Genomic DNA, 18559 nt, shown 5'->3' on the forward strand with positions numbered 1-18559 from the left:
TCAGTCATTGCCTTTCTTTTCCTGCATTCTGGCCGCCTGGCGGGTGGCTTTCTCAAAGGCCTTGGTGCTCTTGCGGTCCAGTTCCAGACGCCAGCGCTGGGCCGGGTCGGTGGCGATGCGCATCCACGCAGCCAGAACATTGGCAGCCACGGCAGTGAGCACGATGGCAAGGCCTGGAAGGATGGACAGCCACCATGCGGTCTGCAGGTATTGGCGTCCCTGCGCCACCATCAGGCCCCACGAAACATCCGGCGGCTGGATGCCGATGCCGAGGAAGGACAGCGAGGATTCGGCGAGCATGACAAAGCAGAATTCCAGCGTGGCCAGGGTCAGCAGGGTTGGCGTGACCACCGGGATCACGTGGCGCAGGATGATCGCATTGGGCTTGGTGCCAAAGGTGCGGGCGGCATCGACAAAGGTGCGCGACTGCAATTCGGCTGATTCGGCCCTGGCGGTACGCAGGTAGATGGGGATGCGGGTAATTGCAAGGATCAGCACGATATTCGCGGCCGAAGGGCTGAAGACGAAGAGCACCACCACTGCCAGAAGCAGCGACGGGAAGGACATGATGATATCGGCGATGCGCATCGATGCCGCTTCGCGCCGGCCCCGGTGATACCCGGCCCAGACGCCCCACAGAGAACCGACGATCAAAGCCGCCAGCACCGCAGGCACCGCGACCAAGAGGGTGGTCTGGGTGGCGACCACCATGCGGGCGAGCACCGAGCGTCCCAGTGAATCGGAACCCAGGATGTACAGCCAGCCGTTGGCTGGCTCGAAGGGCGCCTTGTTCATGAACATCAGATTCTGCGCTGTCGCGCGCTCACCCATCACCGCTGGACCGAAAATCGCGGTCAATACCACCAACGCGAGGAAGACCGCGGCCACGGCGGCGAAGCGGTCACGCAGCAGCATGGTGAACATCGAGACCCGGCCGTCTTTGGCTTTTGCGGCCTTGTCTGCTGGCGCGGCCTGTTCAAGTGATGCCATCATTAGTTCCCCCTTGGGCTATCGGCGGCCATGGATACGGCTGCCAGCTGTGGCGTTTGCTGATCGGATCCCTGCGTAGGGCCTTGGACGGCACGGGCCTTGCGGCGCTTGCGCGCTCCGGCGCTTGGCCGCACGCGTGGATCGAGCAACGCGTAGCCCAGGTCGATCAGGATATTCAGGATGAAGATCGCCACCGCGGTGAGCAGGACGCAGGCTTGGAGCACCGCGAAATCCCGCTGCAGGATCGAATCGATCATCAGCTTGCCAATGCCCGGCCAGCCGAAGATCGTTTCCACCACTACGGCGCCGTTGACCAGTCCAACGGTCAGGTCGCCGGCAACGGTCAGCCCTGGAGCTGCGGCATTGCGCAGCGCGTGCTGCCCGATGACCCGGTATTCGGTGGCGCCCTTGGATCGGGCCAGCTTGATATAGGGCTCGGACAGGGCCGAGACCATGGCTCCGCGGATGACCTGCACCAGGGTGCCGAAGGGGCGCATCACCAAGGTGGCGACCGGCAGGAACCAGGCCGCCGCACCGGCAACGCCGGAGGTCGGGACCCAGCCCAGGGTGATCGCGAAGACCCAGATGCCCACGATCGCCAGCCAGAAATCCGGGATGGAGGCGGCGGTCATGGAGAGGAAGGAGCTGCAGCGATCAAGGATCCCATTGGGCTTCATCGCGGAGGCTGAACCGACCATGACCGCCAGCAGAATGGCGATGACCATCGTGGTGCCGGCCAGTTGCAAGGTGGCCGGGAAGGCCCGCAAGGCCATCTCGGCGGCATCCTGGCCGGTGCGCATGGAGGTTCCGAAATCCAGCCGGAAGATCCCGCCGAAGTATTGGGCCATCTGCACGAGGATCGGCTGGTCCAGTCCGTTGCGTGCCGCGAATTCCTCGCGCATCGTTTCGGTGGCGTTCAGCGGCAGGTAGAGCGCCGCCGGATTGCCGGTCATTCTCGCCAGGGCGAAGACGCCGATGATCACCACGACCAAGGGCAGCGCCGAGGCGATAATCCTTTTACGCAAATAGGTAAGCATGATGCTGTGCTTTCAGTTGCCGTTGATTACTTGGCCGAGGTGGCTTCAGCCAGGCGCAGCTCATCGCCGCTGGATGAGTTCGGCTCGTAGGCCACTGCCTTGGAAATGCCGAGCATGCCGGTCTGGTGGGCGATGTGCGCGAACTGGACGACTTCGTCATTCTGGTACTTGAAGACCTTTTCGAATGCTGCCTGGCGGTCGTCACCGGTCGCGGCATCCGCCTGGGCGATCAGCTCGTCCAGCTCCGGAGTGCCGAAGGCCGACTGGGCGCCGTTGGTGGTCATGTACTGGTCCACGGTGAAGGCCGCGTCACCGGCCTGGTTGCCGTGCTGGGTCATGAGCATGATGGCTCCGTCTTCCTTGGTGGGGAAGGGACGGACCTGGTAGGTCAGGTGCTGGCTGGTTTCGAGCATCTTCAGGTTCACTGTCAATCCGGCCTGGGTCAGCTGTTCCTGGATCACCTGGGCCAGTTCCTGGATCTTCGGGAACTGCGCGGTGCGCACCACGAGGTTGATCGGTGCCGAGACATCGGTGCCGGCGGCCTTGGCCTCCGCGACGAGGTCCTTGGCCTTCTGCGCGTTGTACTCCCACACCGGAAGATCCTCGCTATGTCCTACGACGCCGGAGGGCACCAGCTGGGCGGCGGCCTTGTCGCGTCCTCCGTAGAGGGAGGCCACAATGGATTCCTTGTCGATGGCGTAGTTCACCGCGCGGCGGATGCGGATGTCGTCGAAGGGAGCCTTATCGGCATGCATGCGCAGGGCGACGGTTTCATTATTCGGGTAGGAAACCCCCAGATCCCCGATGTTGTCTTCCGGGCTCAGGCCCGTGGCGATATCAGCTTCGCCCGAGGTGATCATGGCTGCGCGCACGCTGCCTTCGGAACGCCATTGGTAATTGGCTTTCTGGAATTCAGGTGCTTCCCCCCAGTAGTCCGCGAAGGCGCTGGCGTTGATGCTCTGTCCGGCCTGCCAGTCATTCAGCTTGTAGGGGCCGGTGCCAATTGGCTCGCGCACCTTTTCGGTGGCCGAGGTTTCCTCTGGCACGACCTCCAGGAAGGACAGGCGCAGCGGAAGGATCGGATCCTTCTTCGCGGCGGTGACTTCAACCGTGTAGTCATCGACTTCCTTGAGCTTCAAATCGGCATCGCCGAAGACGTAGCCTTCGACGTTGCAGCCGAGCTTGGAGTTGACCGCGCGGTCGATGGTAGCCACGGCATCAGCCGCTGTGAACTCGGAGCCGTCGTGGAATTTGACTCCCTCGCGAAGCTTCAGGGTCCAGGTCTTGTCGTCCTTGCTGGACCATTCGGTAGCGAGCTTCGGTTCCAGCTCGCCGCTGGTGGGGTTTCTTTCGATCAACGGTTCGGTGATGGTGGAACGGATGACCACCCCGGTGCTGGTCAGGTTGGATTCGCAGGCTTCCAGGGTCGGTGGCTCCTGCTGGAGCACGACGCGCAGCGTGTCGTTGGGAGCTGAGGATCCGCCGGAGGCTGCCTCTTCCGAGTTTGCGACAGAGCAGCCAGACAGCGCGGTGGTGCCCAGCAAAGCGGAGGCGGCGAGGGCTAATGGGATGCGGCGGGATCGAGCGGTTCGATTGTGCATTGTGGTTCCTTCGCGACGGTGCGATGTGCAAGGTGGATCAAGCGGGAATTCCGCGGAAGTTCGTAAGCACAGCCTTGACCGCGCGCCGGGCCGGGTCAAGGTTTTGCCGGCCAGTTGCAACCGACGGCAGGGCCCGGCGTGAAGGTACCGCACGGCAGACGAGCTGTGACTTGCGCTACATTCCGGGAGCAATGGGGAATCCATGCCTCAAGGGCATGGATTCATCCAATTTGCGTGTTGGACGTGAATTGATCACGATCCCTACGATGCAGTTATGCCCACTCATACCAACGCCGCAGCGCAAGAACAGAGCACCCCGATCACTGGAGAGCAGATCCTTCGTGTTGGCCCGGTGAATCCCGCCGTGGCCGAGAGCCTGAAGGAGGAATTCTCGACCCTCGTGTTGCCCGATCCGAGCGCGGAACGCTCGGCTTTTCTGGCCTCGCACGGCGAGCGGATCCGGGTTGCCGTATGCTCCGGCCGCTTCGGCGTCGACAGCGAGCTGATGGCCCAGCTGCCGAATCTGGAAGCCATTATCAATTTCGGCGTCGGCTACGACGCGACCGACACCCAGCAGGCCGCTGAACGAGGGATCGCGGTCAGCAATACCCCGGACGTGCTCAACGACTGCGTCGCCGATACCGCACTGGGACTCTACCTTTCCACCTTGCGCAGCCTGGGTGCCGCTGAACGATTTGTGCGCGATGGCTCGTGGGGTTCGGGTCGGAATTTTCCGTTGGCCACACGCGCCAGCGGCAAGAAGGCAGGGATCCTCGGCCTGGGACGCATTGGACAAGCGATCGCCACTCGGCTGGAAGCTTTTGGGTGTGAAATCCACTATCACAACCGCAATCAAAAGCCGGAAGTGAGCTACCAGTACCACCCGTCGGCTACGCAGCTGGCGGCGGAAACCGAGGTCCTCATCATAGCCGCGGCCGGCGGCCCGCAGTCGGCCAAACTGGTCAACCAGGAAGTCCTTTCGGCCGTGGGTCCGCAGGGATTTATCATCAATATCGCCCGAGGCACCGTCATTGACGAACAGGCTCTGGTCGAGGCGCTGCGCTACGGCGAAATCGCAGGAGCAGGATTGGATGTCTTCGAAAACGAGCCGCAGGTTCCCTCCGAACTATTGGACCTGGACAACGTCGTGCTACTGCCCCATCTCGGCAGTGGCACCCGGGAAACACGCGCAGACATGGCGTCGCTGACCCTGGAGAATCTCCGGGCGTATTTGACGCAGCGGAAGCTGATCACGCCAATTTCCTAGCCTTCCGCACCCCGGAGCTCGTGCCCCGCAGATCTGGATTACCCAGATCAGCGGGGCATTATTTGCGCAACGAGACGACCCGCAAGGATATCTGGTTTCCTATCGAAAAATTACTTGTTAGATAAGTTGATAACTTGTACTATAAGTTCAGAAGCTCAAACACCCCACTCCCAGGAGCATGCTTTCCATGACCTACACTCCAGATGCCATCCGCCACGTCAAGCTCTCCACCGCTCGCTTGCCGCTGGCCACGCCGATCTCCGATGCCAAGGTATTCACCGGCCGCCAAAAGCCAATGACCGAGGTAGTCTTCCTCTTCGCGGAAATCACCACGGAGCAGGGCTTTGAGGGCATGGGGTTCTCCTACTCCAAGCGAGCAGGCGGGCCAGCCCAGTATGCGCACGCCAAGGAAGTGGCCGAGACGATGATCGGCGAGGACCCTAACGACATCTCCAAGCTGTATACCAAGCTCTTGTGGGCCGGTGCCTCTGTGGGCCGCTCGGGCGTGGCAACCCAGGCGCTGGCCGCCCTGGACATCGCGCTCTACGACCTGAAGTCCAAGCGAGCCGGCCTGCCACTGGCCAAGTTCCTGGGTTCGCACCGCGATTCGGTGCGTACCTACAATACTTCCGGCGGCTTCCTCAATGCCTCCATTGAAGAGGTCAAGGAACGCGCCAGCCAGTCCATCGAAGAAGGAATCGGCGGCATCAAGATCAAGGTCGGCCTGCCGGACTCGGCTGAGGATCTTCGCCGCGTCGCCGCCGTCCGCGAACACATCGGCAACGACGTACCTCTGATGGTGGATGCCAACCAGCAATGGGATCGCGCCACTGCCCTGCGCATGGGCCGCAAGCTGGAGCAGTTCGATCTGGTCTGGATCGAAGAGCCACTGGATGCCTATGATGCCGAGGGGCACGCGGCACTCGCCGCAGCCTTGGATACCCCTATCGCCACCGGTGAAATGCTAGCCTCCGTTGCAGAGCATGAGCGGTTGATTGCCGCTCGCGCCTGCGACATCATCCAGCCCGATGCCCCACGCGTTGGCGGCATCACCCAGTTCCTGCGCCTGGCCACCTTGGCAGATCAGGCTGGCCTGGATCTGGCGCCGCACTTCGCCATGGAAATCCACCTGCACCTGGCTGCCACATACCCACGCGAGCCATGGGTGGAGCACTTCGACTGGCTGGATCCGCTGTTCAACGAACGCCTTGAAACCAAGGAGGGCCGCATGATCGTGCCAGACCGTCCGGGCTTGGGCTTCACGTTCAGCGACCAGGCTCGCGCTTGGACCACCGACACCGTGGAATTCGGCCGACCATAACCAGGTAGTGAACTAGTGCCGGTGCCCGCTTCAGGCGGTCACCGGCACTTATGCTTTAAGGATGCAGAGCATGAAACCCAATTTGGCTTCTTCGCTGGTTGACCACCTGCGTGAACGCATCAGTTCCGGAGACATTGCGGCGGGCGAAAAATTACCGAGCGAGAATACCCTGATCGCTTCCCACGGGGTCTCGCGCACAGTGGTCCGCGAGGCAATCACCCGGCTGCAGACCGAAGGATTGATCTACACCCGCCGCGGTGCCGGCAGCTTTGCGCTGACTCCTCCCCCGGAATCATCCCCAGAATCCCTGACGCTGATCCCTCGCACCTTGGATGAGCGTCGCCAACTTATCGAATACCGCGTGGGATTCGAGACGGAAGCCGCGGCCAGCGCTGCCCTGAAGGCTTCCGAGGAGGATCTTTCGGCTATGGATGCGGCCCTGCAAGGTTTCGAGGCTTCGTTGGGCAACGCTTCGGTGAGCATGAACTGCGACTTCGAATTCCATTTGGCGGTGGCTCGCGCCACCGGGAATCCATACTTCAGCCAGGCGGTCCAAAGCTTTGGACCCGCGATGATTGCCATGCCGCGCCGACGCTTGGATTCCTCGGACTCCTTGCCTTCAGGCAGGCTGGATTCAGTTGCCGCAGAGCATCGGGCGATCCATCAGGCAATTGCCGCGGGCAATCCGCAGCTGGCTTCCGCCGCGATGAGACTCCACCTGTCCAATTCCGTGGCCCGCCTGCAGGCCGAGGCATAGGACGCCAGCAGATAGCAGTGTGTCCCGAACGGAATTCCGTTCGGGACACGGCGCTATCTGGCAAGTTAGCCAATGAACTGGCTGAGCAATAAGACCCCCAGCAGCCCCAGGATAGCCAGGGTGGTGGTGTAGGTAGTTCGCACCGTGAGCGCCTGCCCGACATTGAGGTTGAAGTACTCTTTGAACATCCAGAAGCCGGGATCGTTCACGTGGCTAAAGGCGATGGAACCGCAGGCTGTGGCCAGAACCATCAATTCCGGCGATGCTCCCGTGGCTGCGACCAATGGCGCCGCAATGCCCGCCGCGGTCGAGACGGCGACCGTCGCCGACCCCAAGGCTATGCGGAGGATCACGGCGATGAGCCAGGCCAGGATCAATGGGCTGAGATTCCAGCCCGAGGTGGTCTCCGCGATGTAATCGGCGATTCCAGCCGAGACCAGAACTTCCTTGAACGCGCCGCCAGCGCCGATGACCAAGAGAATCATCGCCATGGCTCGGGCTGACTCGCTCATGGATTTCGCGACCTGGTTCATGGAACGATTGCTCATCGGCCCGAAAGCGATAATGGCAACGATCAAGGCAATCAGCAAGGCTATTTCTGCCGAACCCAGCAGCTTCAAGACGTTGCCAACGGGTTCGCTCAGTTGCAGCGACATCCGTGCCACCTCGGAGCCGGCAATCAGCACAATCGGCAGCAATGCGACGATGAAGGACATTGCCGTGGATGGCAGCTCTTCATCCTTGAATTCCTTCTCAGCCAACAGGCCCGCAGGCATCTGGGGATTCATCTTCCGCACGAAGGGCAAGCGCGGCCAGGTCATCGCAATGGCAATGCCCACCGGAATGGCGATCAGCAGCCCATAGGCCAGCGTGAGACCGACCGAAGCGTTGTACAGGCCTGCCACGGCCGTCGGACCAGGGTGAGGCGGGAGGAATGAGTGCATGGTGGACAGCGAGATCGACATTGGCAGCCCGACCCACAGCAGGTTCACCTTCGTGGCACGCACCAGGGTGAAGGCCACGGGAACCAAGATGACGAATGCCACCTCGTAGAACATCGTGACGCCGATGAGCATGGCCGAAATAACCATGGCCCACTGCACGCCGCGTTCCCCGAAGACCGCAAGGATCTTTTTCGCGATGCGCTGGGCTGCGCCGGCATCGCCCATGACGCGACCGATCATCGCGCCCAAGCCGATCACGATGGCGGTTCCGCCCAGCTGCCCGCCCAGGCCCTCGGCAATGATTTCCGGGATGTCCGCGATTCCTGCAGGTTGCCCATCGAAGGTGAGCGAATCAGTCGCTACGGCCCAGAAGGCAACGAGGGTGGCGACAAGAATGAGCGAGATAAAGCCGTTGAGCTTGAACCTCATCATGAGGATCAACAGCACAACGACAGCCAGCGCGACAATGAGCAATGGCATGGGTGACTCCAATCTGCTGGGCTGCGGGAAGAAAAGATGCGAGGCACTGGATGGGATGCAAAGGCAATTCGGAAAGGTGAACTGGCGCATAGCTCTTTGTGCCAGCAATCACGTTAGTGAGTTCAATTCATCCCGTCCAAGACTCGAACCGCATACATTGATACCCAGCTGGCATCAGTCTCCTGCCTCGACACCATCAATCAGCCCGGCATCCCCGAAAATCCGCTATTCATGCCCTACGGTGTTCAGCTTAGGCGGCAATCAATTCGAGCTGGCGAGTCGGATTATTGTGACCAGCATCACTGCCTGACAAGCCGTTTTTTCGTACGTATCAATCGTGGTTTTGACATGGAAAAGCAGGCCATGCCTCGCTCCTGAAAGGAGCGGAACATGGCCTGCTAGTGGTGTCTTCGAGCCGCTGAGGTGCCCTTAGGAAGCCTTGACCGCCAGCACCGGGTGTTCTGCCTGCAGCAGGATCCGTTGGGCCTGTGAACCCATGATGAACTTGCCTACTTGGGAGCGTTGGCGCAGGCCGATGACAATCAGCGAAACCTGGTGCTTGTCGGCCAAGCCAAGGAACTCCTCGGTGAGGTCGTCTCGATAAGTTGATTCAATGATTTGGGCTTGAACCCCTGCCTTGAGCGCAGCATCCAGCACTCGCGCCAGGTCCACTTCCGAGGCAGTGTTCTTGTCCACTAATGATCCCTCTCGCGAGGAGTTGACGATGAGCAGTGTCTCATCGCGCAGCTTTGCTTCCTTGATCGCTGCTGCGACTGCGGCTTCGCCAACACTAGAAGGAACGTATCCGACGATGATGCTCATGCGTTTTCCTTTACCTTGTTTTCGGCAACCGCAGCTGCCAGCGAAGAGTTCTTCCGCTTGTCAATGGCGCTCTTGATGATTGGCCACACGGCGACGACAATGAACAGAACCAGCAGGGTGGCCGAGATCGGCCGAGTGAAGAATCCTGTCGGATCTCCTTCAAGAACCAGCAGCGAACGACGCAGGTTGGATTCAAGCAAGCTTCCCAAGACGAAGGCCAGTACCAGCGGGCCTGGTTCGAACCCGAACTTTTTCATCAGATAGCCGATAGCTCCAAAGAGCACCACGAGCAGCACATCGAACATCGAGTTGCGGATGGTGTAGGCACCGAGCATCGTGATGAGCGCGGTAATCGGCGCCAGGATCGCGGCACGCACACGCAGAATCCTCACAAAGACGCCGATCAGCGGAATGGACATGATCAGCAGGAGAATATTGCCGATGTACATCGAGTTCACCACGCCCCAGAACAGCTGCGGATCGTTGCTGATCAGCTGTGGACCTGGCGTAATGCCCTGAATCAGCAGGGCTCCGAAGATGATGGCCATGGTGGCGTTGGCGGGAATCCCCAAGGTGAGCAACGGAATGAACGAGCTGGTGGCAGCAGCATTGTTGGCGGACTCTGGGCCGGCCACGCCCTCGATGGCGCCTTTGCCGAAACGCGTGGGGTCCTTGGCGGTCTTCTTCTCCATGGCATAGGAAGCCAATGAGGCAATGGTTGCGCCGCCACCGGGAAGAATGCCCAGGAAGAATCCGAGCACGGACCCACGGCCTATCGCGCCGGATGCTTCTTTGATGTCCTTGCGCTTGGGCCAGATGTTAGAAACCTTCACCGGAGCATTGGCCGCTCGATGGCGTTCCTCGAGGTTGTAAAGGATTTCGCCGACGCCAAACAAGCCCATTGCGATCGGCACGAAGTCGATCCCATCAGCCAGCGACAGGTTGCCGAAGGTGAAGCGTTCGGCGCCGGTAAAGCCGTCGCGGCCAATCGTCGCCAGGAACAATCCAACGGCTGCTGCGATGATGGCCTTGATTTTGGTGCCGCCCGAGATGGTCGCGACCAGCAGGATGCCCAGCATTGCCAAGGCCGTGTACTCCGGCGGACCGAAGTCCAGCGCGAAGCTGGCCACCAGCGGAGCCAGGAAGGTCAACCCGATGATCGAGATGGTGGCGCCGAAGAAGGAACCGATGGCGGCAATGCCCAAAGCGGCGCCCGCCCTTCCCTGCTTGGCCATCACGTACCCGTCGAAGACGGTGACCACCGAGCTTGCCTCGCCGGGCAGCCGCAGCAGCACCGAAGTGATGGTTCCGCCGTATTGCGCGCCATAGAAAATGCCGGCCAGCATGATGATGGCGGTGACTGGTTCCACGCCATAGGTCATCGGTAGCAAGATGGCTATGGTTGCCGCTGGCCCCAGGCCAGGCAGCACGCCGATGAGCATGCCGACCACGACGCCCAGCAGGCAGTACAGAAGGTTTGCAGGGTCCAAAACGACATTGAAGCCGTCGAGGACCGGTCCGAAGAATTCCATGCGAATAAGCCTTTACGTGCTTTAGAAAAGTCGAGGGATCGTGGTGCCCAAGGCGGCGATGAAAATTGCGTAGAAAGCGAGAACGATCAAGATCGAATAGATAGTGGCTGACCTCCATCGTTCACCGCCCAGCCAACGCATCCACACGAAGCACAGCAATAACGACGGGATTTCGAAGCCGATGACCGGCATGAGGAACACCATCACGATCAGCGTGCCGAACCCGATCGCGGCATACCAGCTCAGGGCGCTGAATTTCTCCCCATCTTTGCCGCCACGGCGTCCGACGATCACTTGCGCGATCGCCATCACGGAAGCAATAAGCGAAATGATAAAAGGCCACATGCCCGCGGCGGGCTCGGACGGGGTCCCCAATCCAAGCCCGGCCGAGAGCACCATGCCGGCGATGCCCAAGCCCAGAACCACTAAGGAGGAGAGCAAGTTGGCAATCGGGCCAGCGGGTTCCGCTGCCTCCGCTTCCCACTGCGCGGCCAGCTCTTCAGGGGTTAGCGCTTCTTCAATGTCAGGTGCCTGCGCCACCTGGGTTTCGTCAACGCTGGCTTCAGCAGCATGCCGCGCGCGTTTCTCGTCCATAAGTTTCATCCTGAGATTCTCGCTTTCGCGTCTCGATGCCGGCTCGGTTGGCTACTTGCCAGCGAGCGAGATCCCGTGCTCGTCGGTGAGCTCCTTGTAGGTCGAAGCCAGTTCCTTCCATTCGGAAACCACTTCTTCGCCGCTGATCTCGTGAGCGGTCAGCATGTTCTTTTCGTTGAACGACTTGTAGCTGTCGGCCGCGGTGGCGTCCTTGATCGATGCCACCAGCTTCTCCTTGGCCTCGTCACTCAAGCCCTTGGGAGCGGCGATGGCGCGGTACTGGGAAACTGGGACTTCATAACCGGCTTCGATGGCAGTAGGCACATCAGGCAGGAACTCGTTGCGCTCCTTGGAGAATACGACAATCGGGGTCACCTTGCCGGCATCAATCTGCGGCTTCGCTTCGCCCAACTGGATGGTCGACACTTGGACCTGGTCCCCCATGACCGCGGTCAATGCCGGTGAGCCGGAATCGAAGGGAACCGTGGTTCCGTCAATGTCGGCCTGAGCCATCAGAAGTTCCTGGGCCAGCTGCGAACCGGTCCCCACGCCGGTCGTGCCGAAGGACAGCTTCTTCTTGCTCTTCTTGATGTCGTCAATGCTCTTAACACCTGAGGCGGTGCTGGCAACCATTACGTAGTCATCCTGGGACAGCCCCATCAGCACATCCAGGTCATCGAGCGAGACGGTTTCTTCTTCAGAAACAGCTAGCGGCGTAATGGTGATCAGCGACGCGTTCAGCAGAACCAGGTTCTGGCCGTCCGGTTCCATGGCAGCGACTTCCTTGGTGGCCAACGCCCCATTGGCACCTGCCTTATTTACCACTGGCATGGATACGCCGAGAGAATCTGCCATGCCTTCGGCCGCAGCGCGGGCAATCAGATCCGTTGATCCGCCTGGAGCCTGGCCCACGGTCATGGTCACCGGGCCGAAAGGGAAGCTGCTGGATTCATTGCTTCCTGCTCCAACGTTTCCACCGCAAGCGGTCAATGCCAGGACGGCACCGGTGGCGGTCAGCGCGAGCATCGTGCGACGAGTCATACGGTTTTTCATGATGTTCTCCTGCGGATTCGAGTGTATGTGACCCGGATCCTTACCTTGCGTGAGGTAAGTCACCTTGCTGGTCCCGGATATAGCCTAGAAACTAGAAGTGATGCATGTCCAAGGCTGAATGTGCATAGAGTGATTCCCGGAAGGTATTGAATGTTTACTCTGGATCAGGCCAGAAGCTTTGTTGCGGTGGCAGAAGAATTGCATTTCGGTCGCGCGGCCGAACGGCTGAACATGACGCAGCCGCCGTTGAGCCGCCAAATCCAGAAGCTTGAGCGTACGGTGGGCGTCGAATTATTGGAACGCGATAACCGCCGAGTCTCGCTCACCGCTGCAGGCCAGGCATTCTTGCAAGATGCCCGGCGCCTGGTCATTGCCGCCGAACGCGCTCCGGATAACGCGCGGCGGATCGCCGCCGGACAGCTGGGAGAATTGCGCATCGGCTTCACCGCCGCTTCCGGATTCAGCCTGCTGGGACCGTTGCTAGGAGAAATTTCCGCCCAGATGCCACAGGTTCATGTGGAACTCGCCGAAATGGTGACCAGCGAACAGGTCGATGCGCTGCTGGATGGCGACCTGGATTTAGGGCTGGCCCGCCCGCCGTTTGATGAATCGCTCTTCGAATCGGCGCTCCTGTTTTCCGAGGGGCTTGTGGCGGCGGTTCCGGCCAATCATCCACTGGCACAGTCCAAGCATGAAATCGCTTTTGAGGACTTGCGCGATGAACCGCTGATCATGCATTCCCCGACAAAAGCACGCTATTTTTATGATCTCGTGGTGCGCTTGATCGATGTCGAGCACAAGAACGTACGCCATACCGTGAGCCAGATCCTGACCATGATCGCTCTGGTGTCAGCCGGGCGAGGCATTGCTTTCGTTCCAGAGAGCGCCAAGCTCCTTGGTGTTCCCGGCGTGAGCTACCTTCGCCTGCCTGAGGTCCGCGAAGATCCCGTGCAGCTGCATGCGATCTGGAGCCGGACGTCCAAAAACCCTGCGCTGGAACGCCTGGTCAATATCGTCAGAGGCAGTCTTCACGGCAATGATGCCGACTAGGTATCAAACAATACAAATATGGGCTTGGACAGGCATCATCGGGTGTTCCTACTCTGAGAGTAATAGCTGATCAACTCTCACTTCTTTTCCGCTGTCTCCGGACGCGGGATACGAAACAAAGGAATCCTCTCATGGCCCAGTACACCCCTGCCGAACTTGCCAATAAGCTCAAGGACGGGCTGCTTTCGTTCCCAGTCACAGCTTTCGACGCCAATCTCGAAATCGATGAGGCAGCCTACCGCAAGCACCTGGCATGGCAGTCGAGCTTCGATGTCGCGGGCCTGTTTGCCGCCGGCGGCACCGGAGAAGGTTTCACCCTTACTCCGCAGGAAGCGTCCAAGGTTGTGCGCATGGCAGTTGAGGAAGCAGGCTCCAGCGTGCCAGTGCTGGCCTCGGCTGGCGGCTCCACCAAGCAGGCCATCCAGAATGCCCAAGATGCTGAGGCTGCAGGCGCCGAAGGACTCTTGCTGTTGCCTCCATACCTGACCGAATGCGACCAGGAAGGCCTCTACCAGCACGTCTCGGCTATCTGCTCTTCGACCAAGACCGGCGTCATCGTCTACAACCGCGCCAACGCCGTCTACTCGGCAGACACCGTGGCACGCCTTGCTGACAATCACGAAAACTTCATCGGCTTCAAGGACGCGCTAGGCGACATCGAGCAGATCACCAAGGTCTACGCCAAGAATGGCGACCGCCTGTTCTACCTCGGCGGCCTGCCCACCGCAGAGACCTTCGCTTTGCCGCTGCTGCAGCTGGGCATGAGCACCTACTCCTCTGCCATGTACAACTTCGTCCCAGAATTTGCTCTGGACTTCTATAAGGATGTTCGTGCTCAGGACCGCGTAGCCATCAACGAGAAGCTGAACCGCTTCGTCTTGCCATACCTGGAAATCCGCGACCGCGTAAAGGGCTACGGCGTATCCATCGTCAAAGGCGGATTGAAGGCTATCGGCCGCGACTCCGGCTCGGTGCGCCCACCACTGCAGGATCTGACCGAGGCAGACCTCGCGGATCTCTCGGCACTGATCCAGAAGGCAGGCATCGTTCCTGCGGCCGCAGCACTCTAGAACTGAACTGGCAATTTTTCGAATCGCAAGGAGCACCATGACTACCAACACCGAGCAACTTACCGGGCAGTCGATTCTCGCTGGTGAAAGAATTACTGGCACCGGACGAACCGTCAACGGTTTCAACCCTGCCACCAACCAGCCGCTGGAACCGGGCTACAGCCTGATCGATACCGAACAGCTGAAGATCGCCACCTCGGCAGCGGCTGAAGCATTCGATTCTTTCCGCGCGCTGGATCCAGAAAAGCATGCGGCTTTCCTCGAAGCCATCGCCGATAACATCGAGGCCGTCGGCGAGGAACTGGTAGAGCGCGCCATGGCCGAAACCGGCCTGCCAGCAGCCCGGTTGACCGGCGAGCGCGGACGCACCACGGGTCAACTGCGCTTGTTCGCAAAGGTAGTTCGCCAGGGCGACTTCCGTGGCGTGCGCATCGACCCGGCACTGCCTGAACGCACCCCATTGCCACGCGTGGATATCCGACAGCGCAAGATTCCTCTGGGACCGGTCGCCGTTTTCGGCGCCTCCAACTTCCCGCTGGCCTTCTCCACCGCCGGTGGCGATACCGCGTCGGCATTGGCTGCCGGCTGCCCGGTGGTCTTCAAAGCCCACAATGCGCATCCAGGCACCAGCGAAATCGTTGGCCAAGCCATCACGCAAGCTGTCGCCGACGCCGGACTGCACCCAGGCGTGTTCTCCCTGGTCTACGGACCCGGTGCTTCGATCGGCCAGGCATTGGTCGCTGACCCGGTGATCAAGGCTGTTGGATTCACCGGTTCGCGTTCCGGTGGCACTGCGCTCATGGCTACCGCCGCTGCCCGTCCAGAACCGATTCCGGTCTACGCCGAAATGAGCGCCATCAACCCGGTGATCTTCTTCGAGGGCGCGCTCTCCGAGGATCCTGAAGCACATGCCAAGGCCTACCTCGGCTCGGTCACCGGTTCCTCGGGACAGCTGTGCACCGCACCCGGCCTGGTCTTCGTTCCTGCCGGTGCCGCCGGTGATGCATTTGTAAAGGCCATTGCCCCGGCCACTGCGTCCAGCGCTGGCCAGACCATGCTGACCGAAGGCATCTACAACGCATGGACCGAAGGAGTCTCGGCACTGGAAAAGCAGGACGGCGTTGAACTGCTCGGACGCGGTACCGAAGGTGCCAGCGAAAATGCTCCAGCGCCGGCAATCTTCGCCTCCGGTGTTGAGCAGCTGCTGACCAATCCTGTCCTGCAAGAAGAGATCTTCGGCGCTGCTTCTCTCGTGATCCGCTACAACAGTTCTGAAGAACTGGTCAGCACCTTGTCCAAGCTGGAAGGGCAGCTCACCGCCACCTTGCAGCTCAACGACTCGGATCATCAGCTCGCGGCCCAGGTGCTGCCGGTTCTGGAAACCAAGGCTGGACGCATTCTGGTCAATGGCTGGCCTACCGGTGTTGAAGTGGGTGACGCAATGGTGCACGGCGGTCCATTCCCAGCCACCTCGGCGCCTCACACGACTTCGGTTGGCACCTTGGCCATTGAGCGCTTCCTGCGCCCCGTGGCTTACCAGAACTTCCCGGAAGGTCTGTTGCCTGCGCCGCTGGCTACCGACAACCCGTGGAATTTGAATCGTCGCGTGGATGGCACGCTGAAGCTTGCAGGAGAATAACGCATGAGCGCACAACCAACTATTGCGTCCGTAGAAGTCATCCCCGTCGCCGGACACGATTCCATGCTGTTGAATCTCTCGGGAGCCCACGGTCCTTTCTTCACAAGAAATATCTTGATCATCACCGACTCCGAGGGACGCACCGGTTTGGGCGAAGTGCCTGGCGGTGAAGCAATCCGCTCAACTATTGAAGAAGCCGGAACGCTTATCAATGGTGCACCGGTAGCAAAATACCGTTCATTGCTTCGACAGATCTCCAGCCGTTTCGCGGACCGCGACAAGGGCGGACGAGGAGCGCAAACATTCGATTTGCGCACCACCGTTCACGCCGTCACGGCGGTGGAGTCGGCGCTGCTGGATCTGCACGGCCAGCACTTGGGTGTGCCGGTTGCGGAACTGTTGGGAGATGGCCAACAGCGCGATGCGGTGCCGATGCTTGGATACCTCTTCTACGTGGGCAACCCGGATGCTACCGATCTCCCCTACCTTCGTGAGCCACATGGCGCAGACGATTGGGAAAAGATCCGTCGTGAAGAAGCCATGACTCCAGAAGCCGTAGTGCGATTGGCTGAAGCGGCGCAGAAGCGGTACGGGTTCAAGGACTTCAAGCTCAAGGGCGGTGTGCAGCAGGGCGATGCTGAAGTAGATGCGGTGATCGCGCTCAAGGAACGCTTCCCCGATGCACGCATCACACTGGACCCTAATGGCGGTTGGCTGTTGGAAGACGCCATTCGCTTGGGCAAGCGCATGCGTGGAGTGGTGGCTTACGCCGAGGACCCTTGCGGTCCAGAAGGCCGCTTCTCAGGACGTGAAGTGATGAGCGAATTCCGTCGCGCCACCGGACTGCAGACCGCAACGAACATGATCGCCACCGATTGGCGCGAAATGTCCCACGCGGTCCGCACCAACGCGGTAGATATTCCATTGGCAGACCCGCATTTCTGGACCATGTCCGGTTCGGTGCGAGTAGCACAGCTATGCAATGAGTTCGGGCTGACGTGGGGTTCGCATTCGAATAACCACTTCGATATCTCGCTGGCCATGTTCACCCAGGTTGGCGCCGCGGCACCGGGCGAAATCACCGCCTTGGATACCCACTGGATTTGGCAGGACGGCCAGGGGCTCACCGAGGAACCGCTGCAAATCCGAGATGGGCAGATCGAGGTGCCACAGCGCCCAGGTCTGGGTGTTGAGCTGAACCGCGAGCGGGTCAACGAAGCACACGAGCTGTACTTGGAGCACGGCCTCGGTTCGCGGGACGACTCGGTATCAATGCAGTACCTCATCCCAGGCTGGACTTTTGATTCCAAGAGCCCGGCGTTGGTTCGCTAAGCGTTGATACTGAATAAGTGAAAGCCATGGGACGGCTGGGACAGCATTCATTGTTGTTCCGGCCGTCCCTGCTGTGCTGCCTGCAAGGAATCCTTGGGACGCGGCGCAAGTGCAAGCGGGAGAATAAATGCAAGGCGTGATGCAAGGTTTCGCGATAGTCCTGATTCTTATCGGGGTAGGTCTGGCGACGGCAAAATTTCTCCCGGGCAAACGCCAGTCAATCTCTACCGGCCTGACTCCGCTGATCTTCTACATCACCAATCCGGCCTTGATGTTCATCTTGTTGGCCGATGCGGATCTGGGATTGGTCCTGGGTGTTTTCACGCCTATCGCACTGCTGACTGCCGCGTTCACTGGAGCGCTATTTGCTGTGGTTTCCAGGGGCTTCCTCAAGACGCCGGCCCGTGACCTGCCAGCGGCCGCCATGGCGACAAGCTACGTCAATGCCGGGAACATCGGCATCCCCTTGGCGCTGTATGCAGTGGGAAGCACCACTCCCGCCGTCTCTGTTTTGATCGCGCAGTTGCTGGTGATCGCACCGGCGTACCTGTGCATGTTCGCGCTGATCTCGCGAAAGCTCAACCCGGAGACCCAAGATCTTCCGCTAGGCCCAACTATCCTTAAATCCATTGCCAACCCGGTCACGGTGGCAACGGCCATAGGCGCCTGCTTTTCCTTCTTCCACCTCAAGCTCCTTGAAGTGCTGCACGCGCCTCTGGAGATGTTGGGCAACGCATCCATCCCACTGCTATTGATGGCTTTTGGCATGTCCTTATACGGCCAAAAACCGTTGGCCGAAAAAGTGGGCCGGCCAGAGGTGTTCCTGGGTGTCGCGTTCAAAGTTCTGATCATGCCGTGTGTTGCATGGGTTTTGGGAAAGTTTGTTTTCGGCCTCGAATCAGTGGAACTCATGGGCGTCGTGGTGATGGCCGCGCTGCCTACGGCGCAGAATGTTCTCTTGTTCAGCCAGCAGTTTTCCCTGAAGCCAACAGTGCCTCGCGAAGTGATTCTGGCCAGTACCTTCTTGTCCATCCCGGTAGCATTACTAGCAACGTTCCTGTTGAGCTAGG

The 18559-nt window shown here is 60.2% G+C and carries 16 protein-coding genes; 8 read left to right on the forward strand and 8 right to left on the reverse strand.

What is annotated here, in order from left to right; all coding sequences use genetic code 11:
* The 3 genes from AC6CHO_RS14905 to AC6CHO_RS14915 are packed head-to-tail and all read right to left on the reverse strand — an operon-like array spanning position 1 to position 3628.
* Entirely contained in the window at positions 1-990 is a 990-nt protein-coding gene (locus AC6CHO_RS14905) for an ABC transporter permease (RefSeq protein WP_498216098.1), read from the reverse strand.
* 2 nt (positions 991-992) lie between these two features.
* The gene (locus tag AC6CHO_RS14910; protein ID WP_498216100.1) at positions 993-2027 is read right to left on the reverse strand and encodes an ABC transporter permease; all 1035 of its coding nucleotides are present in this window, start codon (positions 2025-2027) and stop codon (positions 993-995) included.
* Between the two features lie 26 nt (positions 2028-2053).
* Complete coding sequence (locus AC6CHO_RS14915; RefSeq protein WP_498216101.1) at positions 2054-3628, reverse strand: ABC transporter substrate-binding protein; 1575 nt, start codon at positions 3626-3628, stop codon at positions 2054-2056.
* Positions 3629-3902: 274 nt separating this feature from the next.
* Here AC6CHO_RS14915 and AC6CHO_RS14920 point away from each other — a divergent pair, with 274 nt between their 5' ends.
* From AC6CHO_RS14920 to AC6CHO_RS14930, 3 genes are all read left to right on the forward strand, one after another.
* Positions 3903-4895 carry a 2-hydroxyacid dehydrogenase gene (locus AC6CHO_RS14920; protein ID WP_498216103.1) on the forward strand — a complete coding sequence of 331 codons (993 nt, stop codon included), beginning with the start codon at positions 3903-3905 and terminating at the stop codon, positions 4893-4895.
* 187 nt (positions 4896-5082) lie between these two features.
* The gene (locus tag AC6CHO_RS14925) at positions 5083-6216 is read left to right on the forward strand and encodes an L-talarate/galactarate dehydratase (RefSeq protein WP_498216105.1); all 1134 of its coding nucleotides are present in this window, start codon (positions 5083-5085) and stop codon (positions 6214-6216) included.
* A gap of 70 nt (positions 6217-6286) precedes the next feature.
* The gene (locus AC6CHO_RS14930; RefSeq protein ID WP_498216106.1) at positions 6287-6973 is read left to right on the forward strand and encodes a FadR/GntR family transcriptional regulator; all 687 of its coding nucleotides are present in this window, start codon (positions 6287-6289) and stop codon (positions 6971-6973) included.
* A gap of 65 nt (positions 6974-7038) precedes the next feature.
* On the opposite strand, the gene AC6CHO_RS14935 is transcribed toward AC6CHO_RS14930, so the two are convergent.
* From AC6CHO_RS14935 to AC6CHO_RS14955, 5 genes are all read right to left on the reverse strand, one after another.
* On the reverse strand, positions 7039-8397 hold the full coding sequence (locus tag AC6CHO_RS14935; protein ID WP_498216108.1) for a gluconate:H+ symporter: 1359 nt from the start codon (positions 8395-8397) through the stop codon (positions 7039-7041).
* 429 nt (positions 8398-8826) lie between these two features.
* On the reverse strand, positions 8827-9219 hold the full coding sequence (locus AC6CHO_RS14940) for a universal stress protein (RefSeq protein WP_444662040.1): 393 nt from the start codon (positions 9217-9219) through the stop codon (positions 8827-8829).
* The gene (locus AC6CHO_RS14945; RefSeq protein WP_498216109.1) at positions 9216-10751 is read right to left on the reverse strand and encodes a tripartite tricarboxylate transporter permease; all 1536 of its coding nucleotides are present in this window, start codon (positions 10749-10751) and stop codon (positions 9216-9218) included. The genes AC6CHO_RS14940 and AC6CHO_RS14945 overlap by 4 nt, the downstream gene beginning before the upstream one ends.
* A gap of 21 nt (positions 10752-10772) precedes the next feature.
* Entirely contained in the window at positions 10773-11345 is a 573-nt protein-coding gene (locus AC6CHO_RS14950) for a tripartite tricarboxylate transporter TctB family protein (RefSeq protein WP_498216110.1), read from the reverse strand.
* A gap of 51 nt (positions 11346-11396) precedes the next feature.
* Positions 11397-12398 carry a Bug family tripartite tricarboxylate transporter substrate binding protein gene (locus AC6CHO_RS14955; protein ID WP_498216112.1) on the reverse strand — a complete coding sequence of 334 codons (1002 nt, stop codon included), beginning with the start codon at positions 12396-12398 and terminating at the stop codon, positions 11397-11399.
* 150 nt (positions 12399-12548) lie between these two features.
* Between AC6CHO_RS14955 and AC6CHO_RS14960 the strand changes: the two genes are divergently transcribed.
* From AC6CHO_RS14960 to AC6CHO_RS14980, 5 genes are all read left to right on the forward strand, one after another.
* Positions 12549-13448 carry a LysR family transcriptional regulator gene (locus tag AC6CHO_RS14960; RefSeq protein WP_498216114.1) on the forward strand — a complete coding sequence of 300 codons (900 nt, stop codon included), beginning with the start codon at positions 12549-12551 and terminating at the stop codon, positions 13446-13448.
* 131 nt (positions 13449-13579) lie between these two features.
* Complete coding sequence (gene kdgD, locus AC6CHO_RS14965; RefSeq protein ID WP_444662032.1) at positions 13580-14518, forward strand: 5-dehydro-4-deoxyglucarate dehydratase; 939 nt, start codon at positions 13580-13582, stop codon at positions 14516-14518.
* 37 nt (positions 14519-14555) lie between these two features.
* On the forward strand, positions 14556-16157 hold the full coding sequence (locus AC6CHO_RS14970) for an aldehyde dehydrogenase (NADP(+)) (RefSeq protein WP_498216116.1): 1602 nt from the start codon (positions 14556-14558) through the stop codon (positions 16155-16157).
* Positions 16158-16160: 3 nt separating this feature from the next.
* The gene (locus AC6CHO_RS14975) at positions 16161-17489 is read left to right on the forward strand and encodes an enolase C-terminal domain-like protein (RefSeq protein ID WP_498216118.1); all 1329 of its coding nucleotides are present in this window, start codon (positions 16161-16163) and stop codon (positions 17487-17489) included.
* Between the two features lie 127 nt (positions 17490-17616).
* Complete coding sequence (locus AC6CHO_RS14980) at positions 17617-18558, forward strand: AEC family transporter (protein WP_498216120.1); 942 nt, start codon at positions 17617-17619, stop codon at positions 18556-18558.
* The last annotated feature ends 1 nt before the right edge of the window (position 18559 follow it).

The organism is Glutamicibacter sp. GQ173 (assembly GCF_059759215.1).